23 protein-coding genes and 1 tRNA gene are annotated in these 25,094 nt (G+C 66.9%); 11 read left to right on the top strand and 13 right to left on the bottom strand.

What is annotated here, in order from left to right; all coding sequences use genetic code 11:
• Positions 1 to 37 precede the first annotated feature (37 nt).
• Entirely contained in the window at positions 38 to 832 is a 795-nt protein-coding gene (locus tag O9281_RS00805) for a tryptophan 2,3-dioxygenase (RefSeq protein WP_298181791.1), read from the top strand.
• Positions 829 to 1,932: a class V aminotransferase gene (locus O9281_RS00800; RefSeq protein ID WP_298181790.1), complete on the top strand. Its 1,104-nt coding sequence runs from the start codon at positions 829 to 831 to the stop codon at positions 1,930 to 1,932. Before O9281_RS00805 ends, O9281_RS00800 begins: the two co-directional genes overlap by 4 nt.
• 61 nt (positions 1,933 to 1,993) lie before the next feature.
• Here the strand turns inward: O9281_RS00800 and O9281_RS00795 are convergent, their stop codons facing one another.
• Positions 1,994 to 4,237, bottom strand: coding sequence for a TonB-dependent receptor (locus tag O9281_RS00795; protein ID WP_298181788.1), 2,244 nt, complete (start codon positions 4,235 to 4,237; stop codon positions 1,994 to 1,996).
• Positions 4,238 to 4,354: 117 nt separating this feature from the next.
• Positions 4,355 to 4,813, bottom strand: a complete 459-nt coding sequence (gene queF / locus O9281_RS00790; RefSeq protein WP_298181786.1) for a preQ(1) synthase — start codon at positions 4,811 to 4,813, stop codon at positions 4,355 to 4,357.
• Between the two features lie 175 nt (positions 4,814 to 4,988).
• Between queF and O9281_RS00785 the strand changes: the two genes are divergently transcribed.
• From O9281_RS00785 to O9281_RS00750, 8 genes are all read left to right on the top strand, one after another.
• Complete coding sequence (locus O9281_RS00785; RefSeq protein WP_298181785.1) at positions 4,989 to 6,167, top strand: hypothetical protein; 1,179 nt, start codon at positions 4,989 to 4,991, stop codon at positions 6,165 to 6,167.
• A 137-nt stretch (positions 6,168 to 6,304) separates the two neighbouring features.
• Positions 6,305 to 7,150, top strand: a complete 846-nt coding sequence (gene sseA / locus O9281_RS00780; RefSeq protein WP_298181783.1) for a 3-mercaptopyruvate sulfurtransferase — start codon at positions 6,305 to 6,307, stop codon at positions 7,148 to 7,150.
• Positions 7,102 to 8,376 carry a cystathionine beta-lyase gene (metC, locus tag O9281_RS00775; RefSeq protein WP_298181781.1) on the top strand — a complete coding sequence of 425 codons (1,275 nt, stop codon included), beginning with the start codon at positions 7,102 to 7,104 and terminating at the stop codon, positions 8,374 to 8,376. The genes sseA and metC overlap by 49 nt, the downstream gene beginning before the upstream one ends.
• 90 nt (positions 8,377 to 8,466) lie before the next feature.
• Positions 8,467 to 9,237 carry a uroporphyrinogen-III C-methyltransferase gene (cobA, locus tag O9281_RS00770; protein WP_298181779.1) on the top strand — a complete coding sequence of 257 codons (771 nt, stop codon included), beginning with the start codon at positions 8,467 to 8,469 and terminating at the stop codon, positions 9,235 to 9,237.
• Positions 9,234 to 9,530, top strand: a complete 297-nt coding sequence (locus O9281_RS00765) for a DUF2849 domain-containing protein (RefSeq protein WP_298181778.1) — start codon at positions 9,234 to 9,236, stop codon at positions 9,528 to 9,530. The genes cobA and O9281_RS00765 overlap by 4 nt, the downstream gene beginning before the upstream one ends.
• The gene (locus O9281_RS00760; protein ID WP_298181776.1) at positions 9,530 to 11,158 is read left to right on the top strand and encodes a nitrite/sulfite reductase; all 1,629 of its coding nucleotides are present in this window, start codon (positions 9,530 to 9,532) and stop codon (positions 11,156 to 11,158) included. Before O9281_RS00765 ends, O9281_RS00760 begins: the two co-directional genes overlap by 1 nt.
• Positions 11,151 to 11,579 (top strand): DUF934 domain-containing protein, encoded by a 429-nt coding sequence (locus O9281_RS00755; protein WP_298181774.1) that lies wholly within the window; start codon positions 11,151 to 11,153, stop codon positions 11,577 to 11,579. Before O9281_RS00760 ends, O9281_RS00755 begins: the two co-directional genes overlap by 8 nt.
• The gene (locus tag O9281_RS00750; protein WP_298181772.1) at positions 11,572 to 12,345 is read left to right on the top strand and encodes a phosphoadenylyl-sulfate reductase; all 774 of its coding nucleotides are present in this window, start codon (positions 11,572 to 11,574) and stop codon (positions 12,343 to 12,345) included. Before O9281_RS00755 ends, O9281_RS00750 begins: the two co-directional genes overlap by 8 nt.
• A gap of 45 nt (positions 12,346 to 12,390) precedes the next feature.
• Here the strand turns inward: O9281_RS00750 and O9281_RS00745 are convergent, their stop codons facing one another.
• A complete protein-coding gene (locus tag O9281_RS00745) occupies positions 12,391 to 12,786 on the bottom strand; it encodes a hypothetical protein (RefSeq protein WP_298181771.1) in 396 nt (131 codons plus the stop codon).
• 333 nt (positions 12,787 to 13,119) lie between these two features.
• Between O9281_RS00745 and O9281_RS00740 the strand changes: the two genes are divergently transcribed.
• Positions 13,120 to 14,859 carry an amidohydrolase family protein gene (locus O9281_RS00740; RefSeq protein WP_298181769.1) on the top strand — a complete coding sequence of 580 codons (1,740 nt, stop codon included), beginning with the start codon at positions 13,120 to 13,122 and terminating at the stop codon, positions 14,857 to 14,859.
• Here O9281_RS00740 and O9281_RS00735 read toward each other — a convergent pair.
• The 10 genes from O9281_RS00735 to ftsZ form a co-directional block, all read right to left on the bottom strand.
• Positions 14,856 to 15,767, bottom strand: a complete 912-nt coding sequence (locus tag O9281_RS00735; protein ID WP_298181768.1) for an NAD(P)-dependent oxidoreductase — start codon at positions 15,765 to 15,767, stop codon at positions 14,856 to 14,858. The genes O9281_RS00740 and O9281_RS00735 overlap by 4 nt on opposite strands.
• Positions 15,764 to 16,894 carry a glutamate 5-kinase gene (gene proB / locus O9281_RS00730; RefSeq protein WP_298181767.1) on the bottom strand — a complete coding sequence of 377 codons (1,131 nt, stop codon included), beginning with the start codon at positions 16,892 to 16,894 and terminating at the stop codon, positions 15,764 to 15,766. Before proB ends, O9281_RS00735 begins: the two co-directional genes overlap by 4 nt.
• 50 nt (positions 16,895 to 16,944) lie before the next feature.
• The gene (gene obgE / locus O9281_RS00725) at positions 16,945 to 18,000 is read right to left on the bottom strand and encodes a GTPase ObgE (protein WP_298181765.1); all 1,056 of its coding nucleotides are present in this window, start codon (positions 17,998 to 18,000) and stop codon (positions 16,945 to 16,947) included.
• A gap of 195 nt (positions 18,001 to 18,195) precedes the next feature.
• Positions 18,196 to 18,271, bottom strand: a tRNA-Ala gene (locus tag O9281_RS00720).
• 108 nt (positions 18,272 to 18,379) lie between these two features.
• Complete coding sequence (locus O9281_RS00715) at positions 18,380 to 19,114, bottom strand: hypothetical protein (protein ID WP_298181763.1); 735 nt, start codon at positions 19,112 to 19,114, stop codon at positions 18,380 to 18,382.
• Positions 19,115 to 19,275: 161 nt separating this feature from the next.
• On the bottom strand, positions 19,276 to 20,025 hold the full coding sequence (locus O9281_RS00710) for a Bax inhibitor-1/YccA family protein (RefSeq protein WP_298181761.1): 750 nt from the start codon (positions 20,023 to 20,025) through the stop codon (positions 19,276 to 19,278).
• Positions 20,026 to 20,132: 107 nt separating this feature from the next.
• Complete coding sequence (gene proC, locus O9281_RS00705) at positions 20,133 to 20,948, bottom strand: pyrroline-5-carboxylate reductase (protein WP_298181759.1); 816 nt, start codon at positions 20,946 to 20,948, stop codon at positions 20,133 to 20,135.
• Between the two features lie 10 nt (positions 20,949 to 20,958).
• The gene (locus O9281_RS00700; RefSeq protein ID WP_298181758.1) at positions 20,959 to 21,465 is read right to left on the bottom strand and encodes a YbjN domain-containing protein; all 507 of its coding nucleotides are present in this window, start codon (positions 21,463 to 21,465) and stop codon (positions 20,959 to 20,961) included.
• Positions 21,466 to 21,574: 109 nt separating this feature from the next.
• Positions 21,575 to 23,278 (bottom strand): SPOR domain-containing protein, encoded by a 1,704-nt coding sequence (locus O9281_RS00695; RefSeq protein ID WP_298181757.1) that lies wholly within the window; start codon positions 23,276 to 23,278, stop codon positions 21,575 to 21,577.
• Positions 23,279 to 23,403: 125 nt separating this feature from the next.
• Positions 23,404 to 25,068, bottom strand: coding sequence for a cell division protein FtsZ (gene ftsZ, locus O9281_RS00690; RefSeq protein ID WP_298181756.1), 1,665 nt, complete (start codon positions 25,066 to 25,068; stop codon positions 23,404 to 23,406).
• Positions 25,069 to 25,094: the final 26 nt, after the last annotated feature.

The raw sequence follows: 25,094 nt of genomic DNA, 5'->3' as shown, positions 1-25,094 counted from the left end.
GTTGCAATTGTAACCGGATCGGGGAATGGTTGGGATCATGACCGACCAAACCATGACCTATGCCCGCTACCTAGCGCTGGATGACCTGCTGGCCTGCCAGCATCCGCAGTCGGATTGTGATGACGAGATGCTGTTCATCGTCATTCACCAGACCAAGGAACTGTGGCTCAAGCAGATGATCCGCGAGCTGCGGCTGGCCAAGAGCCAGGTTCAGACCGATGCGCTGGTCCCGGGCTATAAAGCGATGGCCCGGGTCAGCCGGATCCAGGCGGTGATGACACTGAGCTGGGACGTGCTCGCCACCATGACGCCGAGCGATTACACCCGCTTCCGTGATGTGCTGGGGCCGTCGAGCGGGTTCCAGTCGGACCAGTTCCGTACCGTGGAATACATGCTGGGGCTGAAGGACGCGCGGTTCCTGGCCTATCAGGAGGACCGGCCCGAGGCGCGCGCGGCGATGGCGGCGGCGCTCGCCGCGCCCAGCCTGTGGGACGATGCGATTGCCGCGGCGGCGCGGGCGGGCCTGGCCATCCCGGCCGAGGTGCTGGAACGCGATGTCACGCAGCCTTATGAGGCCAATGCGGCGGTCGAAGCGGCCTTCCTCGAAGTCTATCGCCACACCGACCGCTATTGGGAGCTCTACCAGCTCGCCGAGAAACTGGTCGACCTCGACGATGCCATGGCGACCTGGCGGCACAAGCACGTGCTGACCGTGGAACGCGTGATCGGCGGCAAGCGCGGCACCGGCGGCACGGCCGGGGCGGCCTATCTCCATTCGACTCTGGGCAAGCGCGCCTTTCCGGAACTGTGGAGCCTGCGGACCTCGCTATGAGCTTCAAGCACCTGTTTTCCCGCGCCCTCGCCGCCAATCCGGATCGGCTGCATTTTGCCGCGCATAGCCACCACCTGTGGCCCGATGCCAGTTGGGCGGGCCATGCCGAAGCCTGGGACGATGCCGCGCGGCTGGCCGATCACAAGTGGGACCGGGTGTTCGGCGAAGTGATCCCCGCCGCCCAGCGCCATATCGCCGCCGAACTGGCCCTGCCCGATCCGGCCACCATCGCCTTTGCCCCCAATACCCACGAACTGCTGGTGCGGATCGTCTCCGCCTTGCCCATGGCCTGCCCGCGCGTGCTGGCGAGCGATGGGGAATTCCATTCCTTCCGCCGCCAGTCGCTGCGCTGGGCCGAAGCCGGTCGGATCGAGCTGACCACCGTGCCGCTGGATGAAGTGGTCGCGCGGGCCGAGGCGGGCGGCTTCGACCTGATCTTCGTCAGCCAGGTGCAGTTCAATTCAGGCCGTGTGCTGGAAGGGCTCGAGCGCCTTGCCGCCCTCTCCCGCCGCGATGGACCGTGGGTGGTGATCGACGGCTATCACGGCTTCATGGCCACGCCGACCGACCTGTCGGGCATTGCGGACCGAGCGTTCTACCTGTGCGGCGGCTACAAATATGCGATGGCGGGCGAAGGCGTGTGCTTCCTGCACTGTCCCCCCGGCTTCGGCCCGCGCCCGGAGTTTACCGGCTGGTTTGCCGCCTTCGATGACCTGGCCGCGAAGCAGGGCGGCGTCGGCTATGCGCCGGATGGCCGCCGGTTCCTCGGCAGTACCTTCGATCCTTCCGCGCTCTATCGCTTCAACGCGGTCCAGCAGATGCTGGCCAGCGAGGGCCTGATCACCGCCGCGATCAGCGCGCATTGTGACCGGCTCAAGGCCCGCTTCCGCGCTGCCGAGCCGCTGCCGGGCCTCGCCCTGATCTCAGACCCGCGCGCGCGCTTCCTGGCCTTCAAAGGCGAAGCCGCCCCGGCACTTTACGCCATGCTCGACAGCAAGGGCGTGGTCACCGACCTGCGCGACGATGTGCTGCGGATCGGCTTTGCCCTGTACCAGGATGAAGCCGATGTGGACGCCCTGCTGGCGATCCTGAAGCCCTGACACGAGAAAGCCCCGCCGGATCGCTCCGGCGGGGCCTTTCGTTTCAGACGCTAGCCCGCGATCAGAACTTGATCGAGGCTTCCACGCCGAAGACGCGCGGTTCGTTGACCATCGCGGTCAGGTTGTTGAAGTCGATCCCCGAGACGGCCGAAACATCGTTGGTGATGTTGCGGGCGAAGGCGGCGACATCGAACTTGTCGGTGCGGTAGCCCACGCGCAGGCCGCCTTCGAGCATGTTGTCGTCGCTGAATTCGAGCGACTCATACAGGAAGAACTGCACCTTCGAGCGGTATGCCCAGTCGGTGAAGATGTAGGCTTCGCCATCGCCCATCGGAGCGGCGTAACCGGCCGTCCAGTTGGCAATCCAGCGCGGGCTCTGCGGCAGCTGGTTGCCGTTGATCGAGAAGATCCCCGGGCTGCCGACACGGACCGGATCAAGCACGGTGCACGGCGCGCCACAGCCAGCGACGAAGGCGCCCGCATCCTTGATCTCGTTGTGGTTGTACGACAGGCCGGCGGTCAGGGTCAGGCCCTCGACCGGCTTGGCTTCGAATTCGGCTTCGAAGCCATAACCATCGACCTTCGCGGCATTGAGCAGCGTGGTGAAGTTCGAGGCCCCACCCACGGCAGTCAGCTGCAGGTTCTTGGTGTCGAAGTAGAACCCGGTCAGGTTGAAGCGCACCTTGCCATCGGCCAGGGTCGACTTGAGCCCGGCCTCATAGCTCATCGTGGTTTCGCTCTGCGCCACCGAGGGGGTGCGGCCAAACAGCAGGCGGGCCTGGATCGACGGGGCGCGATAACCCTTGGCCACGCGGGCGAACAGGTTGACGTCCTCGCTCACCGGCATCGAGGCGGCGAGATCCCAGGTCAGCACGTCATCGGCGACGCGGGTGGTGACGGTCGGCACCGGACCACCGAAGCCCAGGAAGCCGGGGCGGGTGTCGGTCGGACGGGCCGCAACCATGGTGCGCTTGTCATCGTTGTAGCGCATGCCGCCCTGCAGCTTGAGGCCATTCTCGAACTCGTAAGTGAGCGAGCCGAACAGGCCCCAGGCGGTGCTGTCCTGGCGCTGGGTGGCGACGGCAGCCGGGGTGGTATCGGTCGGGCCGCCGAAGTCGAAGCTGGTGATGTCCAGCTTTTCGTTCAGGTAGAACAGGCCGAACTGATAGCCCAGGCCACCGGTGTTGTTGCTGGCAAAGCGCAGTTCCTGGGTGAACTGGTCCAGGCTGGGCACATTGTCCTGCGACTGGGCCGAGAAGGGGATCACGCCCGGGCCCATGGTGGGGGCAAAGACATTGCCGAAGCCGCCATCGATATCGCCCCGGCTGTAGAGGTTGCCGTTCCAGTAGCTGGTGACCGAGGTGATGGTCAGCGGACCGGCGTCATATTCGGCGGTCATGCCGGCGTTGTAATTGCGCAGGCTCTGGAAGTTAAGGCCATCGGCGCGGGTCTGGTTGCGCTTGAACTCGGTGGTCGGGCCACCCAGGCCGATCAGCTTGTTGCTGCCCTTGGCAAAGGCATTGGCGCGGAACAGGCGGGCGGTACCGTCGAAATCGCGGATCTGGCCCACGAGACGAACGGTGAAGGCATCGCTCAGGTCAGCCTGGATCTGCAGGCGGGCGGCGATATCGTCGAACCCTTCGAGGTTGTTCTCACCGGCAACGTCGAGGTTATCGACCCAATCGTCGCGCCGCTGATAAAGCACCGACAGGCGGGCCGAAATGCCATCGGCCAGTTCACCGCCAACGCCGCCTTCGACGTTGACCGTCTGGAAGCTGCCCCAGCTGGCGCGCAGGTAGTTGTTCTTCGAGGTCGGCTTGGCGGTATCGAACTTGACGATCCCGGCCGGGGTATTGCGACCGAACAGGGTGCCCTGCGGCCCGCGCAGCACTTCGACGCGATCAAGGTCGAACACCGGGAAGCCCTTCAGGATCGGGTTTTCCAGCACGACATCGTCATAGACCAGGCTGACCGGCTGCGAGGCGTTGAGATCGAAGTCGGTGTTGCCCAGGCCGCGGATGTAAAAGCGCGGGAAGGTGCGGCCGAACGAGCTTTCGATGTTCAGGCTGGGCACACGGCCCGACAGGGCGCGGATGTCGGCACCTGCGCCGCTGACGGCGGCCAGGGTTTCACCACCCAGGGTGGCGACCGAAACGGGCACGTCCTGCAGGTTTTCCTCGCGCCGCTGGGCGGTCACGATGATTTCGCCGAGGCGGGCTTCGTCGCTCGATTCCTGAGCGAAGGCGGGGGCCGAAGTGGCAACGACGGCAATGGCCGAAAGGCTCAGCAGCAGCTTGGTGCGCATGGATTGGATGGTCCTTGTTGGGAGGGGTATGGACGAGCGCGCCGTTAGTCCAAACCGCCCGTCAGGAAAACCACCGTCGCACCGATCGCCTGTCGATTCGGTTGCAGGTGTGACCGATTAGCCGCGCCCGCGATAGCCGGCCACGCCCTGGTCGGGCACCCACAACCCTTCGGGCACCGGCCCGGATTGCCAGAACACGTCGATCGGGATGCCACCGCGCGGATACCAGTAGCCGCCGATCCGCAGCCAGCGCGGCTGCATTTCGGCCAACAGGCGCTGGCCGATGCCGACGGTCACGTCCTCGTGAAACCCGGCATGATTGCGGAACGCGCCGAGGAACAGCTTGAGGCTCTTCGACTCGACGATGGTTTCCCCGGGAGCATAGTCGATCACCAGGTGCGCGAAATCGGGCTGGCCGGTCACCGGGCAGAGCGAGGTGAATTCCGGCGCGGCGAAGCGCACCATGAACAGCGCCCCGGGGCGCGGGTTGGGCACATAGTCCAGCACGGCCGCTTCGGGAGAGGCGGGAAGCGCGCTGGTCTGGCCCAGGTGAAGGGGTTTGAGTGTGTCCGACATGACACAGCCAATGCCCCGAACGCGCGCGATGCACAACCCGGCCTCTTGGCGGGGGAAAGTTCACTCCCCATTCAGTGCCTTTATCGCTAGGGGGCTTGCCGCGCGCCGGGGGCGCCGGCGCAGACAGTTGAAGGGGCAAGACGTGAACGGGCGACAGGCAAGGGCATCTCTGGCAATGGCCTTGGCCGCGCTGGCGCTGGGCCTGCCCGCCATGCCGCTGGCGGCGCAGAGCACCTTCAGCCTGCCCCCCGGCCAGTCGACCCCAACGGCCCGCCCGGCCGGTCCCTTCGATCCCAACGATCCGACCACCAGCGCCGCCCGCCCGCGCCCGACCACGACGGCTGCGCCGACACCCGGCCCCGCCGCCACGCCCACAAGCGCTGCTCCTGCGACAAGCGCCGCATCGAGCGCCACACCGCGCGCGGCAACGACCGCCACGCCGCGCTCGGCGACCAGGACGACGCAGGCAACGGCCAGCGCTGCGCCCCAAGCCCCGGCCAGCACCGCGCCAGGTCCACTCGATAGCCTTGCCCTGCCCGGCGCGGCAGCTTCTGCGCCCCCCGCCGCCGATCCCTTCCCAACCGCGCTGCCGAGTGCCCCATCCGCCGCGGCGACTCCGCCCGCCAAGGAACCCTCCGCCCTGCCCGCCTGGTGGCCCTGGGCAGCCGGGGTGCTCGGCCTGCTGGCCGCACTGGGCGGCCTGTTGTTCTGGCGCCGCCGCCGCGACGATGCCGCACCGCAAATCGCGTTCGAGCCGCCGGTCGTTTCAAAGCAGCAGCCGGAAACCGCCTCCGAACCGGAACCGGCCCCGGTCGCTGCACCAACCCCGGCACCAACCCCAGCGCCAACAGCGCCGGTTGGTAACAACAGCGGCTTGCAGCTTGAACTGGTGGCCCGCCGCCTCGACGCTTCGTTGGTGGCCGCGACGCTGGCTTACAGCCTGAAGGTGACCAACACTGGCCCGGAACCGCTCGGCGCGCTGACCTTTGAGGCCGATATGGTCGGCGCCCATGCCTCGCGCCCGGTCGAACAGCAGATCGCCAGCGCCGAACAGCGGCTCGAACAGCGCCACGCCCTGACCGAGCTGGCACCCGGCGAAAGCGCCGAGTTCAAGGGCGAGTTCCGCCTGCCGCTGGCCATGATCACCCCGATCCGTGCCGGTAACGCGGCCTACTTCGTGCCGCTGGTGCGGCTGCGCGTGGAAGCGGTCGAAGCCGACGCCGCTTCGGCGGTATTGGCCCAGACCTTCGTGGTGGGCGAACTGCCCGACCAGCCGGGCGGCGCGCTCCGCCCGCTCCGGCTCGACCTTGGCCCGCGCACCTTCGCGCGCCTTGGCCAGCGCGCGGTCGGCTAAGGTCCGGTTTGCGGGGGTCCGAATCCCCCTCGACGCCAGCCCCGCGCCGGGTTAAGCCTCTTCGCAAGTGCAGCGAAGAGGAGCGCGCGCACCCGCACGGGCAAGAGCCCGGCCCAAGCCAGGAGGACGCGAGGAATATGGACAGTCTTGTCACCACCGAGTGGCTGGCCAACGAAATGGGTGCCAGCGATCTCAGGATCGTCGACGCCAGCTGGCACATGCCCGCAAGCGGCCGCAACGGGCTTGAGGAATACCTGGCGGGCCACATCCCCGGCGCGGTCTTCATGGACCTGGCCGATCTGGTCGATACCGCTTCGCCGGTTGACAACACCCTGCCACCGCCCGAAAAGTTCGCCAGCCGGATGCAGTCGCTGGGCCTTGGCGATGGCAGCCGCATCGTGATCTACGATGACAGCGCGGTGAAGACCGCGGCCCGTGCCTGGTTCATGCTCAAGCTGTTCGGCGCGCACGATGTCGCGATCCTCGATGGCGGGATCGCCAAGTGGAAGGCCGAGGGCCGTCCGCTGGCCGAAGGCCGCGAAACGCTGCGCCACCGCCACTTCACCGCCTGGCAGGATGAAGGCAAGGTCCGCACGAAGGAGCAGATGCTGGCCAATGTCAGCAGCGGGGCCGAACAGGTGCTCGATGCGCGCGGGGCGGCTCGGTTCACCGGCGAGGAAGCCGATCCGCGCCCGAACATCGCTGCGGGGCACATCCCGGGCGCGCGCAACCTGCCCTATTCCGAACTGTTCAACGCCGATGGCACCTTCAAGGACAAGGCCGGCCTCGCCGCCGCCTTTGCCGGTGCCGGGATCGATCTCGACAAGCCAGTGGTGACCAGCTGCGGCAGCGGCGTGACCGCCTGCGTGCTGCTGTTCGGCATGCACCTGCTCGGCAAGGAAGATGCCAAGCTCTATGATGGCAGCTGGACCGAATGGGGCGCCGATCCGGCGACGCCCAAGGAACTGGGGGCCGCAGCCTGAGCAGCAAGGACCAGCCTGACGACCTGCGCCCCGCCACCCGCCTGGTTGGCGCGGGGCGGCGTGCGGAATGGACCGGGACGCCGGGCGAGCCGGGGGCGGTGGTCAATCCGCCCGTATGGCGCGCCTCGACCCACCTCTATCCCGATGCGGCCGCGCTGCATGCCGGCAAACCCAATGCCGACGGTCATTTCTATTACGGCCGCCGCGGCGCGCCGACCCAATGGGCGCTGGCTGACGCGCTGACCGCGCTGGAGCCCGGCGCGGCGGGCACGGTGCTCTATCCATCCGGCGTGGCGGCGATTGCGGGGGCGCTGTTGGCCGTGCTGCGGCCGGGCGATGTCCTGCTGATGTCCGACAATGCTTATGAGCCGACCCGCAACATGGCGCGCGGCCTGCTGCGCGACATGGGGATCGAAACGCGCTGGTTCGATCCGCAGGACCCTGCCGCCTTTGCCGCCGCGGCCTGCGAACGCTGCAAGGCCGTGCTGCTGGAAAGCCCCGGCAGCCTGACGCTGGAAGTGCAGGACGTGCCTGCCCTCGCTGCCCTGGCGCGCGAACGCGGCATTGCCGTGGTGCTCGACAACACCTGGGCCGGGCCGCTGGCCTTCCCGGCGCTGGAACGCGGTGCCGACATTGCCGTGATGAGCCTGACCAAGCACGTGGGCGGCCATTCCGATCTGATGATGGGCAGCGCGGCGGCGGGCGAACGGCTCTATCAGAAGCTGCGCAAGACGGCGCAGGCGCTGGGCCAGGTGGTCTCGCCTGACGATGCCGCCCTGGCGCTGCGCGGTCTTCGGACGATGGGCGTGCGGCTGGAGCGCGAAACGGCGACTGCGCTGGCCCTGGCCCAGTGGCTGGCGGACCGGGCGGAAGTGGCCCATGTGCTTTGCCCGATGCTGCCCGGATCGCCGGGGCACGAGTTGTGGCAACGCGACTTCACCGGCGGCTGCGGCCTGTTCAGCCTGGTCTTCACGGGCAAGGATGGCACGGCGCGCGATGCCTTCATCGATGCGCTCGGCCTGTTCGGGATCGGCTATTCGTGGGGCGGCTTCGAAAGCCTGGTCAGCCCGGTCGATCCGGCCTCGGTGCGCAGCGCAACGCCCTGGCCGCTGCCAGGCATGGCGGCAGGCGACCGGTTCGGTGTGCGCCTGTCGATCGGGCTGGAAGATCCGGCTGACTTGCGGGCCGACCTCGAACGCGGCCTCGCCGCCTGGCGCGCGGCCTGAGTGCTCCGTGATCGGAGCGAATAGCTGACCTAATCCCCCGCAAAGGCATTCTGGCTGGCGACAGGCGGCCCGACCGCGCACTTAGCCAGCATGAGCAATGCTATCACCTCAGGAAAAGTCTGGCTGGTCGGCGCCGGCCCCGGCGATCCCGACCTGCTGACCTTGCGTGCCGCGCGCCTGATCATGCGCGCGCGGCTGATCGTTCACGATGGCCTGGTCGATCCGGCGATCCTGGCGCTGGCCAGGCCGGATGCCGTGCTGGTCTCGGTCGCCAAGCGCCGCTCGCGCCACACCATGCCGCAGGACGAGATCAACGCTCTCCTGGTGCGCGAAGCCCTCGCCGGCAAGGAAGTGGTTCGCCTGAAAGGCGGCGATCCGTTCATCTTCGGGCGCGGCGGGGAAGAGGCGGAAGCCTGCCATGCAGCCGGCGTTCCGGTTGAGGTGGTCCCCGGGATCAGCGCGGCGATCGGCGCCGCTGCCGCAGCGCAAATGCCGCTGACCCAACGTCGCTCGGCCTCGATCGTCAGCTTCGTCGCTGGCCAGTGCAAGGGCCTCAGCGAGCAGAACTGGTCGGGCCTGACAGGTCAGGGCCGCACCCTGGTGATCTACATGGGCCTCGCCACGGCCGAGGCGATTGCCGACAAGCTGATCGCCGATGGCCTCGCCCCCGACATGCCTGTCGCCGTGGTCGAAAATGCCACCCGCCCGCAGATGCGCGTGCTGCGCGCGCCGCTGGCGGGCCTGCCGGACCTCGTTTCCCGCCACAAGGTGAAGAGCCCGGCGGTGATCGTGATCGGCGAAGTGGCTGCTGAACCCGAAATTCAAACCCTGCGCGCCCTGGCGCTGGAGGCTGCACAGTGAAGATCCTGACCGGCAATGACCTCAAGACCGGCGCCGTCACCTGGTGGGACGGCGTGCAATGGTCGCTCCATGTGGAAGATGCGGTGGACGTGGGCGATCACGCCGACACGATCCTGGCCCGCGAAATGGCGGCGCGCCGCGTCAACGCCGCCTATGCGATCGAGGCGGTGAAGGATGAGCAGGGCGTCCGCCCGGCCCACATCAAGGACCGCATTCGCGCGCTCGGCCCGACCGTGCGCCCCGACCTGACTTTGAAGCCGGCCGATCCGACCGCCGGCGATTGGGTGATCTGATGTACAAATACGATACCTATGACCAGGCGATGGTCGATGCCCGCGTGGAAGAGTTCCGCGACCAGGTGCGCCGCCGCCTTGAAGGCCACATCACCGAGGACCAGTTCAAGCCGCTGCGGCTGATGAACGGGCTCTACCTGCAGCTTCACGCCTATATGCTGCGCGTCGCCATTCCTTATGGCACGCTGTCCTCCGCGCAGATGCGGATGCTGGGCGATATCGCCGACAAGTATGACCGCGGCTATGGCCACTTCACCACCCGCCAGAACATCCAGTACAACTGGATCAAGCTGGAAGACGCCGGCGATATCCTGGCCGACCTCGCCTCTGTTGAGATGCACGCGATCCAGACCAGCGGCAACTGCATCCGCAACACCACCAGCGACCAGTATGCCGGGGCCGCGGCGGATGAGGTGGTCGATCCCCGCCCCTATGCCGAACTGATCCGCCAGTGGTCCACCTTCCACCCGGAGTTCAGCTTCCTGCCGCGCAAGTTCAAGATGGCGGTGATCGCCTCTGACATCGACCGCGCAGCGATGAAGCTGCACGATATCGGCATCCAGATCGTGAAGAACGAAGCGGGCGAGATTGGCGCGGCCTTCTATGTCGGCGGCGGCATGGGCCGCACCCCGATGATCGCGCCCTGCATCAATCCCTTCGTGCCGATTGACCAATTTATAACCTATTCGGAGGCCTGCCTGCGGGTTTATAACCGATATGGACGGCGCGACAACAAGTACAAGGCGCGGATCAAGATCCTGGTCCACGAGCTGGGCAAGGACGAATATACCCGCCAAGTCGAGGAAGAATTTGCCCACTTGCTGAGCCAGAACATCGAGCCGCCGCTGGCCGAGCTGGAGCGGATCAAGGCGATGTTCGCCGATCCGCCGTTCGAAGCCGGTGCGCCCGACGAGCTTGACCGCAGCGATCCCGATTTCGCGCTGTGGGTGGATAACAACTGCGTCACCCACAAGCAGCCCGGCTATATCGCCGCAACGATCAGCCTGAAGCCGGTTGGCGGCATCCCCGGCGATGCCAGCGGCGAGCAGATCCGGCTGATGGCGGACCTCGCCAAGCAGTATTCGTTCGACGAACTGCGCGTTACCCACGCCCAGAACATCGTCCTGCCGCATGTGAAGAAGGCTGACCTGTACACGCTGTGGCAGGTGCTGGAGGCCAATGGTCTGGGCACGCCGAACCTTGATCTGGTCGGCGACATCATAGCCTGTCCCGGCCTCGATTATTGCAGCCTCGCCAATGCCCGCTCGATCCCGGTCGCGCAGAAGATCAGCCAGCGGCTGTCGGATAAGCAGCAGGAAATCGGCGAACTGAAGCTGAAGATTTCGGGCTGCATCAACGCCTGCGGCCACCACCACGCCGGCCACATCGGCATCCTGGGGGTCGATCGCAAGGGCGTCGAGAATTACCAGCTGCTGCTGGGCGGCAGCGAGGCGGCCGATACCTCGCTCGGTCAGATCACCGGCCCCGGCTTCGATGAGGACGGCATCGTCGACGCGGTCGAGAAGGCCACCCAAGTCTATCTTGCCAACAAGGAAGGCACCGAGCGCTTCCTCGATACCTATCGCCGCATCGGCATGGCCCCGTTCAAGGAGGCGCTCTATGGCTGAAGTCCAGTTCCGCTTCCGCAATGACGAGCCGGTGGCCGATCCGGCCGTGACGGTGGATTCGTTCGGTGAGCAATCGAACGCCGCCGCCGTCCGGCTCGAACCGGGCGACGATGCGCGTGACCTGATCCCGCACCTCGACCGGCTCCAGCTGATCGAGGTGAACTTCCCCGTGTTCGGCGATGGTCGCGGCTATTCCGCCGCCCGCATCCTGCGCGAGGCTGGCTATGCCGGCGAACTGCGCGCCGTGGGTGACGTGCTGGTCGACCAGATCGCCTTCCTGCGCCGCTGCGGGTTCGATGCCTTCGCCCCCGAAGTGCCACTCGATCCCGCCGATGCCGAAGCCGCTTTCAACCGCTTTGCCGAAGTCTATCAGCCCACCACCGATGGTCGCGCCGCGATCTGGGCCAAGCGGCATGGCTGAGGCCCAGCGCCAGCCCGATGTGATCGATACTGCCCCGGCCTTTGTCCAGGCCGATGCAGACGCGCTGAACGCGCGCTTTGCCGGGGTCGATACCGGGGCGATGCTGACCGAACTGCTGGCGGGCGAGCTCAAGGGCCGGATCGCCATCGTCTCCTCGTTCGGCGCGGAATCGGCGGCGCTGCTGCACCTGGTCGCTGCGGTCGACAAGACCGTGCCACTGATCTTCATCAACACCCAGAAGATGTTCGGCGAGACGCTGGCCTATCGCGACGAACTGGCCGAGCGGCTGGGCTTTACCGACCTGCGCGTGTTCCGCCCCGATCCCTATGACCTGGCCGCGCGCGACCAGACCGGGCTGCGCTGGTCCTATGATCCCGATGGCTGCTGCGATATCCGCAAGGTTCGCCCGCTGCGCCGCGCGCTGGCCCCGTTCGACGCCTGGATTTCCGGCCGCAAGGCTTTCCAGGCCAAGAGCCGCGCCGCCCTGCCCCGGTTCGAGATCGACGAAGGCCGGTTGAAACTCAACCCGCTGGCCGATTGGTCCAAGGAGCAGCTCGAAGCCTATATCGACGAACACAAGCTGCCGCGCCACCCGCTGGTCGCGCAAGGCTATCCCTCGATCGGCTGCTCGCCCTGCACCAGCAAGGTCGGCCCCGGCGAAGACCCGCGTTCCGGCCGCTGGAAGGGCTGGGAAAAGACCGAATGCGGCATCCACGGCGAAGCCAGCGCCAGCGAACTGCCGCCGGGCTACGATCCGGCGTTCTGATCACCTTCCCATCCAAGGGATGGAAAGGTGATCCAGCGCCAGGGCTCAGCCGGGAACGCGCTCCACGGTCGAGACTTCGCCTTTCGCATTCTTGCTCGTCCAGACGCCGTTTTCGACCTTCTCTTCGTTGCACTTTTCGGCTTCGCCGGTCTTGGTCGTGCAATAGAGGTTCGGGTTCTTCTGCACCCAGGTGCCGGTCTCGTTCACCTTGCCATCAAGGGTGGACTGGTACGTGCCGTCAGCCTTCACTTCCTCGACATAGACCTTCCCGTCGGCGGCAGTGACCTTGTAGGTTCCCACCGAGGCCTGGCCATCAGCGGCAATGTTGGTCGCTTCGGGGGCTGCCGCCGTGGTGGCAGCGGCTTGCGTTTCAGCCGCCGGTTCGGGCTTCGAACAAGCGGCAACCGCCACCAAGGCGGCCAGTGCGATCGCAATTCTCATGTGGTTTTCCCCTCTTCACGGAGAGACCGGGAATAGCCTCACCGACTCGCGCGCCTGACACGAGCCTAGGCGGAATATGGGGAAACACCTAATCCGTCTAAAGCCACTCGTTCTCGCGGTACCATTCAGCCGTCGGCTTCAGCCCTTCGCGCGTGGGGACCAGCGGTCGCCACAGCCCGGCTGGCAAGTGGGCTGAGACCGAGGCAAGGTGCAGCATCCACGGCGAAGCCAGCGCCAGCGAACTGCCGCCGGGCTACGATCCGGCGTCCTGAGGCCCAGCCCGGCCAAACAGGCGAGGTTGCCTTTCGATCACGCTGCCCGCAGACTGCGGCCATGATGCTGGACCGCCGCACCGCCATCGCCTCGTTCGCCGCCCTGCCGCTCGCCGCCGCACCGCTCGGCAGCCGGGCCTTCGCTGCCCAGACCCCGGTGACAGTGTTCGAGGCACGCCGGATCGTGACCATGGAACCGGCGCTACCCACCGCCCGCTTTGTCGCCGTGGCTGATGGCATAGTCCTGGGGCTCGGTCAGACCCTGGACGAACTGGCCCCCTGGACCACAGGCCGGCCGACCAGGATCGACCGCAGCCTGTCCGGGCAGGTGCTGTTTCCGGGGCTGATCGATCCGCACGTTCACCCGATGCTGGCAGCGGTCATGCTCAACCTGCCCTTCATCGCTCCGGACGACTGGGACTTGCCCAAGGGCCGCTATCCCGGTGCGCGCACGCCGCGCGAATGGTGGGACCGGCTGCGCGCAGCCTTGTCCGCCAGTTCGACCGATCCGTTCATCTGCTGGGGCTATCACGAACTGTTTCACGGTCCGCTGGATCGCGCCGCACTTGATGCCCTGGCGCCCGATCGCGCCGTGGTGATCTGGCAGCGCAGCTTTCACGACGTGATCGTCAACAGTGCCGCGCTCAAGGCCTGGGGTCTGGGGACGGCGGAAGCCTTCGCCGCCGCCATGGCCAAGGCCGGAGCCGATCCCAAGGACAGCAGTTTCGAACGAGGGCTGTTTTCCGAAACCGGCCTGCCAGTGGCGCTGGGCAAGATGCAGCCGACCCTGCTCGGCGGCGGCAAGGTTCGCGCCGGGATGGCCGATCTCCAGCGGCTGATGCTGACCAGGGGCGTCACCACCGTATCGGACATGGGCACCGGCATCTTTGCCGATTTCGCCACCGAAGCCGGCCTGATCCGCACTGCCTTCGAACGCGCGGACAATCCTTCGCGGATCATGCTGATGCCGCTGGCGCACCAGATTGCTGCCAGTCGCGATCTCGATCAGATGCTGCGCGAAACGGAAGCGGCCTTTGCAGGACCGCATGTCCGCGTCGACCGGCGGGTCAAGTTGCTGGCCGATGGCGCGTTCTTCGCCCTCAACATGCGGATGAACCCGCCCGGCTATACCGACGGGCACCAGGGCAAATGGATCACCCCGCCCACCGCATTGGCCGAAATGGCCAGCCGGTTCTGGCAGGCGGGCTATTCGCTGCACATCCACGTCAACGGCGACGAAGGGCTGGATGCCGTGCTCGCAGCGGTCGAGCGCCTGCCCGAGCGCCGGGCTCAGACCGTCACCCTGGAACACCTGGGCTATTCAACCGAAGCGCAGAACCGCCGGATTGCCCGGCTTGGCCTGATGGTGTCGGCCCAGCCCAATTACATCCGCGTGCTGGGCGATGCCTATGGCCGCACCGGGCTGGGACATGACCGGGCCGGGGCAATCAACCGGCTGGGCTCGCTGGAGCGCAAGGGTGTGCCGCTGGGGCTGCACAGCGATTTCAACATGGCCCCGATCGATCCCTTCTACCTCGCTGGGATCGCGGCCAACCGGATCACTATCGAAGGGAACCGCAAGGTGCCAAGCGAGGCGCTGACGCTCGACAAGGCCTTGCGCGCGATTACCAGCGAGGCGGCACAGGTGATCGGCATGGACAGCCTGGTCGGCTCGATCGCGCCCGGCAAGAAGGCCGACTTCGCCGTGCTGGACCGCGATCCCTATGCCGCCGGAGTGGCGGGCTTAAACCGGATCGGGATCGCCGGGGTGGTCTTCGAAGGGCGGTTCTTCCCGGCCTAAAGCCACTTGTTCTCGCGGTACCATTCGGCCGTCGCCTTCAGCCCCTCGCGCGTCGGGATCAGCGGGCGCCACAGGCCTGCAGGCGGCCGGGCTTCGTGGGTAACAACCCAATCCGGGTGCGTCATGTAGCCAACCCGGTCGAGCGTCAGCTTGGCCTTGTGCTTGCGCACGAAGCGATCGGCCCGCGCGACCCGTTCCAGCGAGGCGCGTGATAGATGCACCACCCAGGGGCGCCGCCCCATGGCCCAGCCGACCGCGCGAGCCAGCTCGTAATGGCTCCAGCCCTGCTTGCGGCCATCGTCGGGCTCATAGACCTGGTGGGAGACATCCTCGCTCGCCGGAACCAGCGCCAGCAGCAGCCGGGCCAGATCGTCGACATGGATCACCGAGGTGCGCCCCTCGCTGGGCGGCATCGGCATCAGGCCCCAGCGGGCCAGCCGGAACAGCTCGAACATCTCGGTATCGCGCGGGCCATAGATCGCGGGCGGGCGCACGATGGTCCAGTCGATCCCGCCGGCCATGACCAGCTTTTCGGCCCGCGCCTTGCTGGCGCCATAGGCCGACAGGTCCGGCTCGCGCGCAGAGAGCGAGGAAACGTGGACCAGCCGGGGTACGCCCTGGTGCCGGGCCGCCTCGATCAGGTTGAGCGTGCCGGTGACATTGCCGGCCTCGAACCCGGCGGCATCGGGGGCATTGACCACCCCGGCCACGTGGATTGCGGCTTCCGCGCCCTTGCACAGGCGTTTCAGCGCGGCGCGATTATCCAGATCGCCGCGTACCCATTCCACCCCGGCGCGGGGCGGCTGCTCGCGCCGGGTCAGGGCGCGCACCTCGTGGCCGGCTTTCACCGCGCGGTCGAGCAGGGCCTGGCCAACGAACCCGGTCGCGCCGGTAATGGCAATTGTCACAGCAGCACCAGCTGATCGCGGTGGACCACGGCCGAACGCGGGGCATAGCCCAGCAGTTCGCCATGCTCCGCGGAGTTCCGGCCCATCAGCCGCGCGCATTCCAGCGCATCGTACTCGGCAAGGCCGTGGGCCAGCGTCTCGCCGCCTTCGCTGCGGATCGCCACGGCATCGCCGCGCTGAAATTCGCCCTCGACCCGCACTACTCCGGCGGCAAGCAGGCTGGAACCCTTGCCCAGCGCGCGGGCTGCCCCGGCGTCAATCACCAGCGCGCCTTTCAGGCGCAGACGCCCGCCGAGCCAGGCCTTGCGCCCGGCATCCTTGCGCTTGGGCAGGAACAGGGTGCCGATCGCCTGGGTGGTGGCGCGGGCAATCGGTGCATCGTGCAGCCCGCTGGCAATGGCGAGGGCAATCCCTGCGCGTTCGGCAATCTCGGCGGCCTGGAGCTTGGACGTCATGCCGCCCGAACCCATGCCGGAGGAGGAGCCGCCGGTGGCCATGGCATGAACCTCGGCCGTGACCCCGCGCACTTCGGGCAGCAGCCGCGCGCCCGGTTCGGCCGGGTTGCGATCGAACAGGCCATCGACATCGGACAGCAGCAGCACGGCATTGGCCTGGGCCGCCTGGGCGACGCGGGCCGCGAGCCGGTCATTGTCGCCAAAGCGGATTTCCTGGGTAGCGACACTGTCGTTCTCGTTGATCACCGGCACGGCGCCGGCATCGAGCAGGCGGGTCAGCGTCGCCGTGGCGTTGAGGTAGCGGCGGCGGTCCTCGAGATCTTCCAGCGTCAGCAGCAATTGCGCGGCGGTGAGGCCATGCGCGCCCAGCAGCTCGGCCCAGAGGCCCGACAGCGCGATCTGGCCGACGGCGGCAGCGGCCTGGGCATCGGCCAGGCTACCGCGCCCGCCCTTGTCCAGCCCCAGCTTGGCCGCGCCCAGCGCAATCGCGCCGGAGGAGACCACGATCACTTCCTGGCCGCGCGCGCGGGCCGCGGCGATCTCGGCCACCAGCCCTTCCAGCCAGCCGCGCCGCACCCCGTCCTTGCCGACGAGCAGCGACGAGCCGACCTTCACCACCAGGCGGCGGCAGCGGGCGGCATCGGCCAGATCGGCGAGGCAGGTGATCTTCATGGCTTGCCGATTAGGCGAATCGGCGCGCGATGCAATGCCTAGAGCGGCGGTCAGAGCGGCGACCAGGGCTGGTCGTCGGCCTCTTCGCGTTCGCCATCGGGCCGTTCGGTTACCGTGGCGGCGGGCAGGTATTCGAGTACGGCATCGAGCAGGGCGTCCATGCCTTTGCCGGTAGCACCCGAAATCGGATAGACCTTCTTCGCCCCGGCGGCCTTCAGTTCCTTGATGAACATCTTCACCAGTTCGGCATCGACCGTATCGACCTTGTTCAGCGCGATCAGGCGCGGCTTTTCCTCAAGGCCATTGCCATAGGCCGCCAGTTCGTCCTCGATGATTTCCAGCGCCTCGGCCGGGTCGGTGCCGTTGATGTCGATCAGGTGGATCAGCACCCGGCAGCGCTCGATATGGCCCAGGAACCGGTCACCGATCCCGGCACCCTCGGCCGCCCCGGCGATCAGGCCCGGAATGTCGGCCAGCACGAATTCGCGATCGCGATGGCGCACCACGCCCAGCTGGGGACGCAGGGTGGTAAAGGCGTAATCGCCAACCTTGGCCTTGGTGTTGGTGATCTGGTTGATGAAGGTGCTCTTGCCGGCATTGGGCAGGCCGACCAGGCCAACGTCGGCCAGCAGCTTGAGGCGCAGCCAGACGTACATTTCCTCGCCCGGTATGCCCTGTTGGTGCTGTCTTGGTGCACGGTTGGTGCTGGTCTTGTAACTGGCGTTGCCCCGTCCACCGAGCCCGCCATGCAGCAAGGTGACCCGCTGGCCGGCCTCGGTCAGGTCAAGCAGCACGGTCTCGCCGTCTTCGTCCGAGATCACCTGGGTGCCGACCGGAACCTTGATCACCAGGTCCTTGCCAGCCGCGCCGTTGCGGTTCTTGCCCGAACCGTGGACCCCGCGCGGCGCCTTGAAATGCTGGGTGTAGCGGAAGTCGATCAGGGTATTCAGCCCCGCCACGGCCTCGAAAATGATGTCCCCGCCCTTGCCGCCATTGCCGCCATCGGGGCCGCCATATTCAACATACTTCTCACGCCGGAACGAGACAGCCCCCGGCCCGCCCTGCCCGGAGCGAATGTAGATCTTGGCCTGGTCGAGAAAATGCATTGGGGTCTATCTATCGTGAAGTCGCGCAATTGTCGCGCTTGGAAAAAAGCATGGCCAGTGTGCCGGGAATTGCTTCGGATCGAGCCGAGAATGCTGCCGGGCGAGAACCGGCGCGCAGCGACCATTAAGGTCGTGAGCACCGGAAGCGCAGGCCGGTGGCGTTCGCAGGTCGATCTGGAGCAATTAGCGGTACACTGGTGGAGCCGAGGGGGATCGAACCCCTGACCTCGTCATTGCGAACGACGCGCTCTCCCATCTGAGCTACGGCCCCGTTCCAGTGCGAGTGACCGGCGGCGAGCCGCCAGTCGCGAGGCGCCCCCTTAGCGAAAGGGCCGCGCCCTTGAAAGAGCAAAGTTGTGTCCGGTCAGTGCCGGACCACTCAGGGCTGGGCTACCGGACTCGCGGCCATTGCCAGCGGGCTGGAGACCGGCACGAGGATATGCGTACCGGGGGTCTGCCCGGTCCACTTTGCTTCCCAGGCCGCCAGATCGACGCGGTACTGATCGTAGCGCCGGTAGAAATCGTCGAACACGATTTCCAGGCTGGGCAGCGCCAGCTTGGCGAAGGCATCCAGTCCGCCGACCTTCACCTTGCGGGCATCGATGCTCATCGCCAGGGCGGCATCGCAGAAGGCCGGTAAGGTCGGCGGCTGGGCGAAGTGGTTGTAGACCTCGGTCATGTATTTCTCGCGCGGGCGGATAAACCCGGCGCCGTACTTGCCCCGCCATTCGGCATCGACCTTGAGGTTCGCGGCGCGCAGCGCCTTGGCATGGGTGCGCAGGAAGGCCCGGTAATTCACCACGATCTGGGCGTGCTTGGGATCAAGGCAGTTGAGCGCGGCAACATTATAGCCCGACCGCAGGTTCCAGAGGGTCTGGGCCGGGGAGATGTTGCGATTGACCGTGCGGCGCAGCCCGTCCGCGCCCAGCGGCGGCGGATTGAGCAACGGCGAGGCGTGGTTGGGCGGGCTCGGCTTCCAGGGCACGAAGACCCAGGTCTGGGCCGGGGCCGGCGGCGGCGGAGGCGGCAGGACAGGCGCCTTCTTCTTGCGCGCATCGGCCGCATTGGCCACCAGCAGCAACGACAGCGCCGCAGCGCCCAACGCAGTCTTCAACGTATAGCCAACCATTGCGCTGCCGATCCCTTGTCCAGTCCGCCTCCTGGCCCGATCAACCTGACCGGAAGCTGAAGCGGTTCTATTAATCGCAAGCGCCGCCATAGAAAATGCCCGGCGCGCCGGAGAGCGCGCCGGGCACGATCAATTGTCTGCCAGGCTTATTCGCGGTTGCCGAGGAAGCTGAGCAGGAACTGGAACATGTTGATGAAGTCGAGATACAGCGTCAGCGCGCCGAGGATGATCGCCTTGCCGGCAAACTCGGTGCCCTGCAGCATGTAGTATTCCTGACGCAGGCGCTGGGTGTCATAGGCGGTCAGGCCAGCGAAGATCACCACGCCAAGCACCGAGATCGCAAGTTGCAGCGCGCTCGACTGCAGGAAGATGTTGATCACCATGGCCACGATGATGCCAATGAGGCCCATCACCATGAACGAGCCCATGCCCGACAGGTTCTTCTTGGTGGTGTAACCGTACAGGCTGAGGCCCGCGAAGGCACCGGCGGTGGCAAAGAAGGTGCTGGCGATCGAGCTGGCGGTGAAGACCAGGAAGATCGACGACAGCGACAGGCCCATGACCGCACAGAAGGTCCAGAACAGGATCTGCAGCGTGGCGGCCGAACGGTTGAAATTCATCGCGAAGATGAAACCGAGCGGGGCCAGCATGATCACCCACTTGAGCGGCGTCGATAGAACCTGGGCGGCAAGACCCGAGTTGGCGAACAGCAGAGCGACAATGCCCGAGAGCAGCACGCCCGAGGCCATGTAGTTGTAAATGCCCAGCATGTGCTTGCGCAGGCCCATGTCATAGGTCGCGCCCTGTGCCAGGGCTTCGCCATTGAGGCTGGGGGACGCGCCAAAGCCTGTCCCACCGTGCTTGGTGCCGGGCTGGGGGTCGTTCCAGTTAGCCATGATGACTTTCTCTCCGTGTTGCGGGCGGCACGATAGCCGTCCAATGAAAGGGAATATCGGTAAGATCGCTTCCGCTTTCAAGCGAAATCGGAACGAAACGGTCCTGATTAACCGCGATTTGCTCCGGCGAGCCCACCCAGTTCAGCGCCGCGGTCGCGCGCCGCGCGCAGCGTGGCCTCGACCAGCACGGCAAGAGCCTGCCCTTCATCCAGGACCCTGAGCCCTGCCTCGGTCGTGCCGCCGGGGCTGGCCACCATCCGCGCCAGTTCACCGGGAGAATGGGGAGAATGACGCGCCAGTTCGGCCGCTCCTTCGACCATGGCGAGGGCCAGCCGCTCGGCCTGGTCCGGCGCAAAGCCCAGCGCCGCCCCTCCGGCCGCCAGGGCATCGATGAAGCGATAGACAAAGGCCGGCCCCGATCCGACCAGCGCGGTGGCAAGGTCGAACAGCTCTTCACCCGCCAGCCATTCAGGTGTGCCCAGCGGGGCAAGCAGTTCGGCCACGGCGGCGCGATCGCCCGCCGATCCACCCCGTGCAACCAGCGCCAGCGGCGACTTGCCAAGCGCCGCGGCCAGGTTCGGCATGATCCGCACCCAGCCGCGTCCGTCGGGCAAGGCCTCGGCCAGGCTGTCCAGCCCGATCCCGGCCAGGATCGAAAGCACCAGTGGAGGCCTGGAGAGGCGCGGAGCGAGGTTGGTGGCAAGGTCGGCGAAACCTTGCGGTTTCACCCCCAGCAGCACGGCATCCTGCGTCACCGCCTCAGGCAGGTTGCGCAACAAGGCAACGCCATCCGGCACAGCCGCCAGGAACGGATCGACCACGGTGAAGCGTGCCGGATCGGCTCCGGCGGCCAGCCAGCCGCGCAACATGGCCCCGCCCATGTTGCCGCAGCCGACGATCAGGATCGAATCAAGCCCACTCATGGGCACGATGCTAGGCCTCTCCGGCCGCATCGACCAGCGAAGCTGCCAGTGCCTCGTCCGGCGTCTTGCCGCCCCACAGCATGAACTGGAAGGCCGGATAGAACCGATCGCACTCCTCGATCGCGGCCTCGACCGCGACCTGGGCCTGGGCCAGGCTCAGCAGCCCCTCGTCACCCAGCAAGAGCCCGTGACGGTAAAGCAGCACGCCGCCGTTCGACCAGATATCGAAATGGCCGACCCACAGCTGCTCGTTGACCAGCGCCAGCAACTCGACCAGTCCGGCGCGCTTGTCATCCGGCACGCGGATATCGGGCAGGCAAAGCAATTGCAGCACGTGATCCTCGCGCCGCCAGATGCCCCGGATGGTATAGCTGGCCCAGGACCCCTTGATCTCGCCCGAGATCTCGTCCTCGCCGACATATTCGCACGGCCAGCCCCGCGCTTCGAACAGCGAAGCCAGCATGTCGACTGGCGCAGCGTCGTCCTCGCGCTCGAAATCACGGTTGCCCTGCATCATGGGCGCTGGATGCTGTGCGATGGGGCCCGGCGGCAATCCACCGGGGCCACGCACCTGCGCAAAACGTGACAAGCCTGTTTACAAGGTGTGGAAAAGCTTAAGTCGGGGGTCACCGCGGAGCCGGCAGGGGATCGACAACCTGGCCAGCCGGGCTCGTCCAGACGAAGCCATCGGCCACTTTGGCCTTCTTCACTTGGGCGAGGAAGGCATTGGCGGCCCGCTCGCTGGCGAACGGACCGGTCAGCAGCCGGGTGGCCTGCCCCCAGGCGCTGGTAAAGCCCTTGCGGCCTTTGAACAGGTCAGGCTCCTGCCGGGCGAACCGGCGGAAATCGTCGCGCAACCCCGCCTTGTCGCGGCTTGCCGCCAGCTGCACCCAGATCCGGCTAGGCTGCGTCGCGGCCGGACTCTTGGTGTCGCGACCCTTGGCCGTGGTGCCAGGCTTCTGCGCGCTGGCCTCGGTTGCGGCCAGGCGGCGGACGTCGACCGCACCCGGCGGTGGCAGCGCTTCGCGGCTGGGCGGGCTCAGATCGGCAAAAACATCGGCCAGGCTGCGCGCCCGCGGTGCGGGAGCGGGAGGCGGAGCCGGCGGCGGGGCCGGTGGTGGCACGATAACCGGCACAACCGGCGCGGTGTTAACCGCTACCTGGACGGGTGCAGGCGCCGGTGCTGGGGCGGGTGTGGGGGCGGGCGCAGGTGGTGGTGCGGGCGTGACCGCCGGTGCCGGTGGCGGCACGACAGCTGCGGAGCGAGCTGGCACCGACGTCACGCCAGGTTGCGGGCTTACGCTGGGTTGCGGCGTAACGGTCATCCGCACCGGCTGCGGCTCGGGCGGGGTCGAGCGAGATGATCCGACGATTGTGCCGGAGACGGCGCTGCGGGTGCGCGGCTGGCGCGTCGGGCGTTCGGACCGGGCCGGGGGAACCGATGCTGCGGCTGGCTTGTCGGCAGCGGCCAGGGTTGCGCGCGGCCGGGCAAAGGCGGCAACGCGCGGATCGTCGCGGCCGATTTCGGCGGCGCGCGGGAAATGACCGAGGTTTGCCGCTGCCGCCTGTTGCGCCGGCGTCAGCCGGGGCATGAACCGCAGGTAGGAAATCATCGTGTCGACCGCGCCTTCGGGCAGGTTGGCCCGGGCGATCGCTTCGGCCTCAGCCTGCTGACCGAGGATTGCGAAGGCAAAGGCGCGGGTGCGCCAGGCGGCCTTGTCCTGCTTTTGCAGCAGCGGGCTGAGCGTGATTTCCATGCCGCGCCGGTCACCGGCAATGGCCTGGCTCAGTGCCAGTCGGCGCAGGGTTTCGTCATCCGGGCGACCGGCCAGCGACTGCCGGTAATGGCGCTGGGCGGTTTCGTTATCCCCAACCAGATCATAGGCCAGGCCACGTTCCGCCAGATAGGCGGGATCGATTGCCCCGGCGCTTTCGGCCTCGCGATAGAGCGGGATCGCGCTGAACGGATCCTCGCTGAGCACCAGTGCGCTGGCCAGACCCGCCTTGATATTGGCATTGCCGGGCCGCAACTGGTCGGCTCGGCGGTAAAAGCCGATCGCCGCTTCGGCATCGCCAATCGCGGCGGCAGCCTTCCCCGCATCGACCAGGGCATCGACATCGCGCGGATTGCGCGCCAACCGCCCGAGCGCCTCATTGAGCCGCATGCCCGGTGCCCCAGGGATCGGCTGCACCACGGGCTGGCTCACCGCATCCAGCTCGCCATCGTCCTGCTGTTGCCGCGCAGCAAGGGCGGCCGGGGCCGAAAGCGACAGCACCGCCCCGCCAAGCAAGGCCGAGCGAAGCAAGCGGGCAAAAGGCATGAGCGGCATCAATTCCATCAGTTACAGGCGGAATGCCCCGCCAAGGACAGGGCCGCAGCGGGCGCTATGACAGCCTAGCTGAACCGTGGCCGAACAGCCACCCCGACCATTCGGCCCAGCCATGCCATGGCAGTCTATTGGTTGTTCTGGCGCCCCAGGAAACGCGGAATGCTGATCGACGGACCACTGTCGTCATCATCGTCGTCAGAGTCGTCGGTATCAGTCCGCCCACCGCCGCGCGAGAGATTGGCCATGCGTTCGAACAGTGTGGCCCCGGCTGCAACCCGCGGGGTCTTCTGGGCCGGGATCACCGGCGAATGATCCGTCGAATCGCCTTCTCCGGCAGTGCCACCTGCGGTCTCGCCGCTGGCACTGGACACCAGCCCGCGCCGACGACCGGGGATCCCCCCGCCCGCTTCACCGACCGGTTCATCCTCTTCGATCAGCCGCGAGGCATCGAGCAGCAATTCATCGTCATCGTTGCCGCCGCCCTGGCTGTCGCCAGCTTCGGGCTGTCCCGCCTCGAATTCCAGCTCAAGCGGCTCGGCAGCCGGTGCCGTGCTGGCGCCGGGCACATCCCAGTCATCCTCATCATCGGCATAGCTGGCCACAGGCGCCGGTTCATCGACTGCCGGCTCATCGATCGGGGTCGGCTCGAATGGCATCGGTTCGGGCGCAGGGGCCGCAACCGGCTCAGGAGCAGGAGCAGGTTCGGCCGGAGCGCCACGCTCGAACAGCGGCTGGGCGGCCGGCGGTGCAGCCACGGCCGGGCGGGCCGGGCCACGCGATGCCCCAAGGCTGAACGGACGCGCGGCCTCTTCGGCCTGGGCCGCGTTCTGCTCGATCCCAGTGGCGACCACCGAAACGCGGATCTTGCCCTGCAGGTCCGGATTGAAGGCCGAACCCCAGATGATGTTGGCGTTGGGATCGACCAGTTCGCGAATGTGGTTCGCTGCCTCGTCGACTTCGAGCAGCTTCATGTCCTCGCCGCCGATGATCGAGATGATCACGCCCTTGGCACCCTGCATCGAAACGCCATCGAGCAGTGGGTTGGCAATCGCCTTTTCGGCGGCTTCGAGCGCGCGGTTTTCGCCGCTGCCTTCACCCGTGCCCATCATCGCCTTGCCCATCTCGGCCATGACCGAGCGGACGTCGGCGAAGTCGAGGTTGATGAGGCCCGGCATGACCATCAGGTCGGTGATCGAACGAACGCCCTGCTGCAACACTTCGTCGGCCAGCAGGAAGGCTTCCTTGAAGGTCGTTTCGGCCTTTGCCACCAGAAACAGGTTCTGGTTGGGAATGACGATCAACGTATCGACGTGCTTCTGCAGTTCCTCGATCCCGGCCTCGGCCGAGCGCATCCGGCGGGTACCTTCGAACAGGAACGGCTTGGTCACCACGCCGACAGTCAACACGCCCTTCTCGCGGGCGGCCTTGGCCACCACGGGGGCCGCGCCGGTGCCGGTACCACCGCCCATCCCGGCGGCGATGAAGCACATGTGCACGCCATCCAGCGCGCGGTCGATCTCGGCCAGGGTCTCTTCGGCCGCGGCCTTGCCCACTTCGGGGCGCGAACCTGCGCCCAGGCCCTGGGTGATGTCGGGGCCCAGCTGGATGCGGTGTTCCGCAATTGAGTTGTTCAGCGCCTGGGCATCGGTGTTCGCCACCACGAAATCGACACCCTCGATCCCGGCGGCGATCATGTTGGCGATGGCGTTGCCGCCTGCACCGCCCACACCGATCACGGTGATCCGGGGACGCAGCTCTTCAACGGCTGGCGGTCCGATATTGATGCTCATGGCGCTCTCCTATCCGGCAAGCGGAT

Origin of the sequence: Novosphingobium sp., from assembly GCF_027531025.1 — a bacterium.
In the GTDB taxonomy this organism is placed as follows: domain Bacteria; phylum Pseudomonadota; class Alphaproteobacteria; order Sphingomonadales; family Sphingomonadaceae; genus Novosphingobium.
The sequence above is the reverse complement of the archived record's forward strand: the minus strand, read 5'-3'. Positions and strand labels throughout refer to the sequence as shown.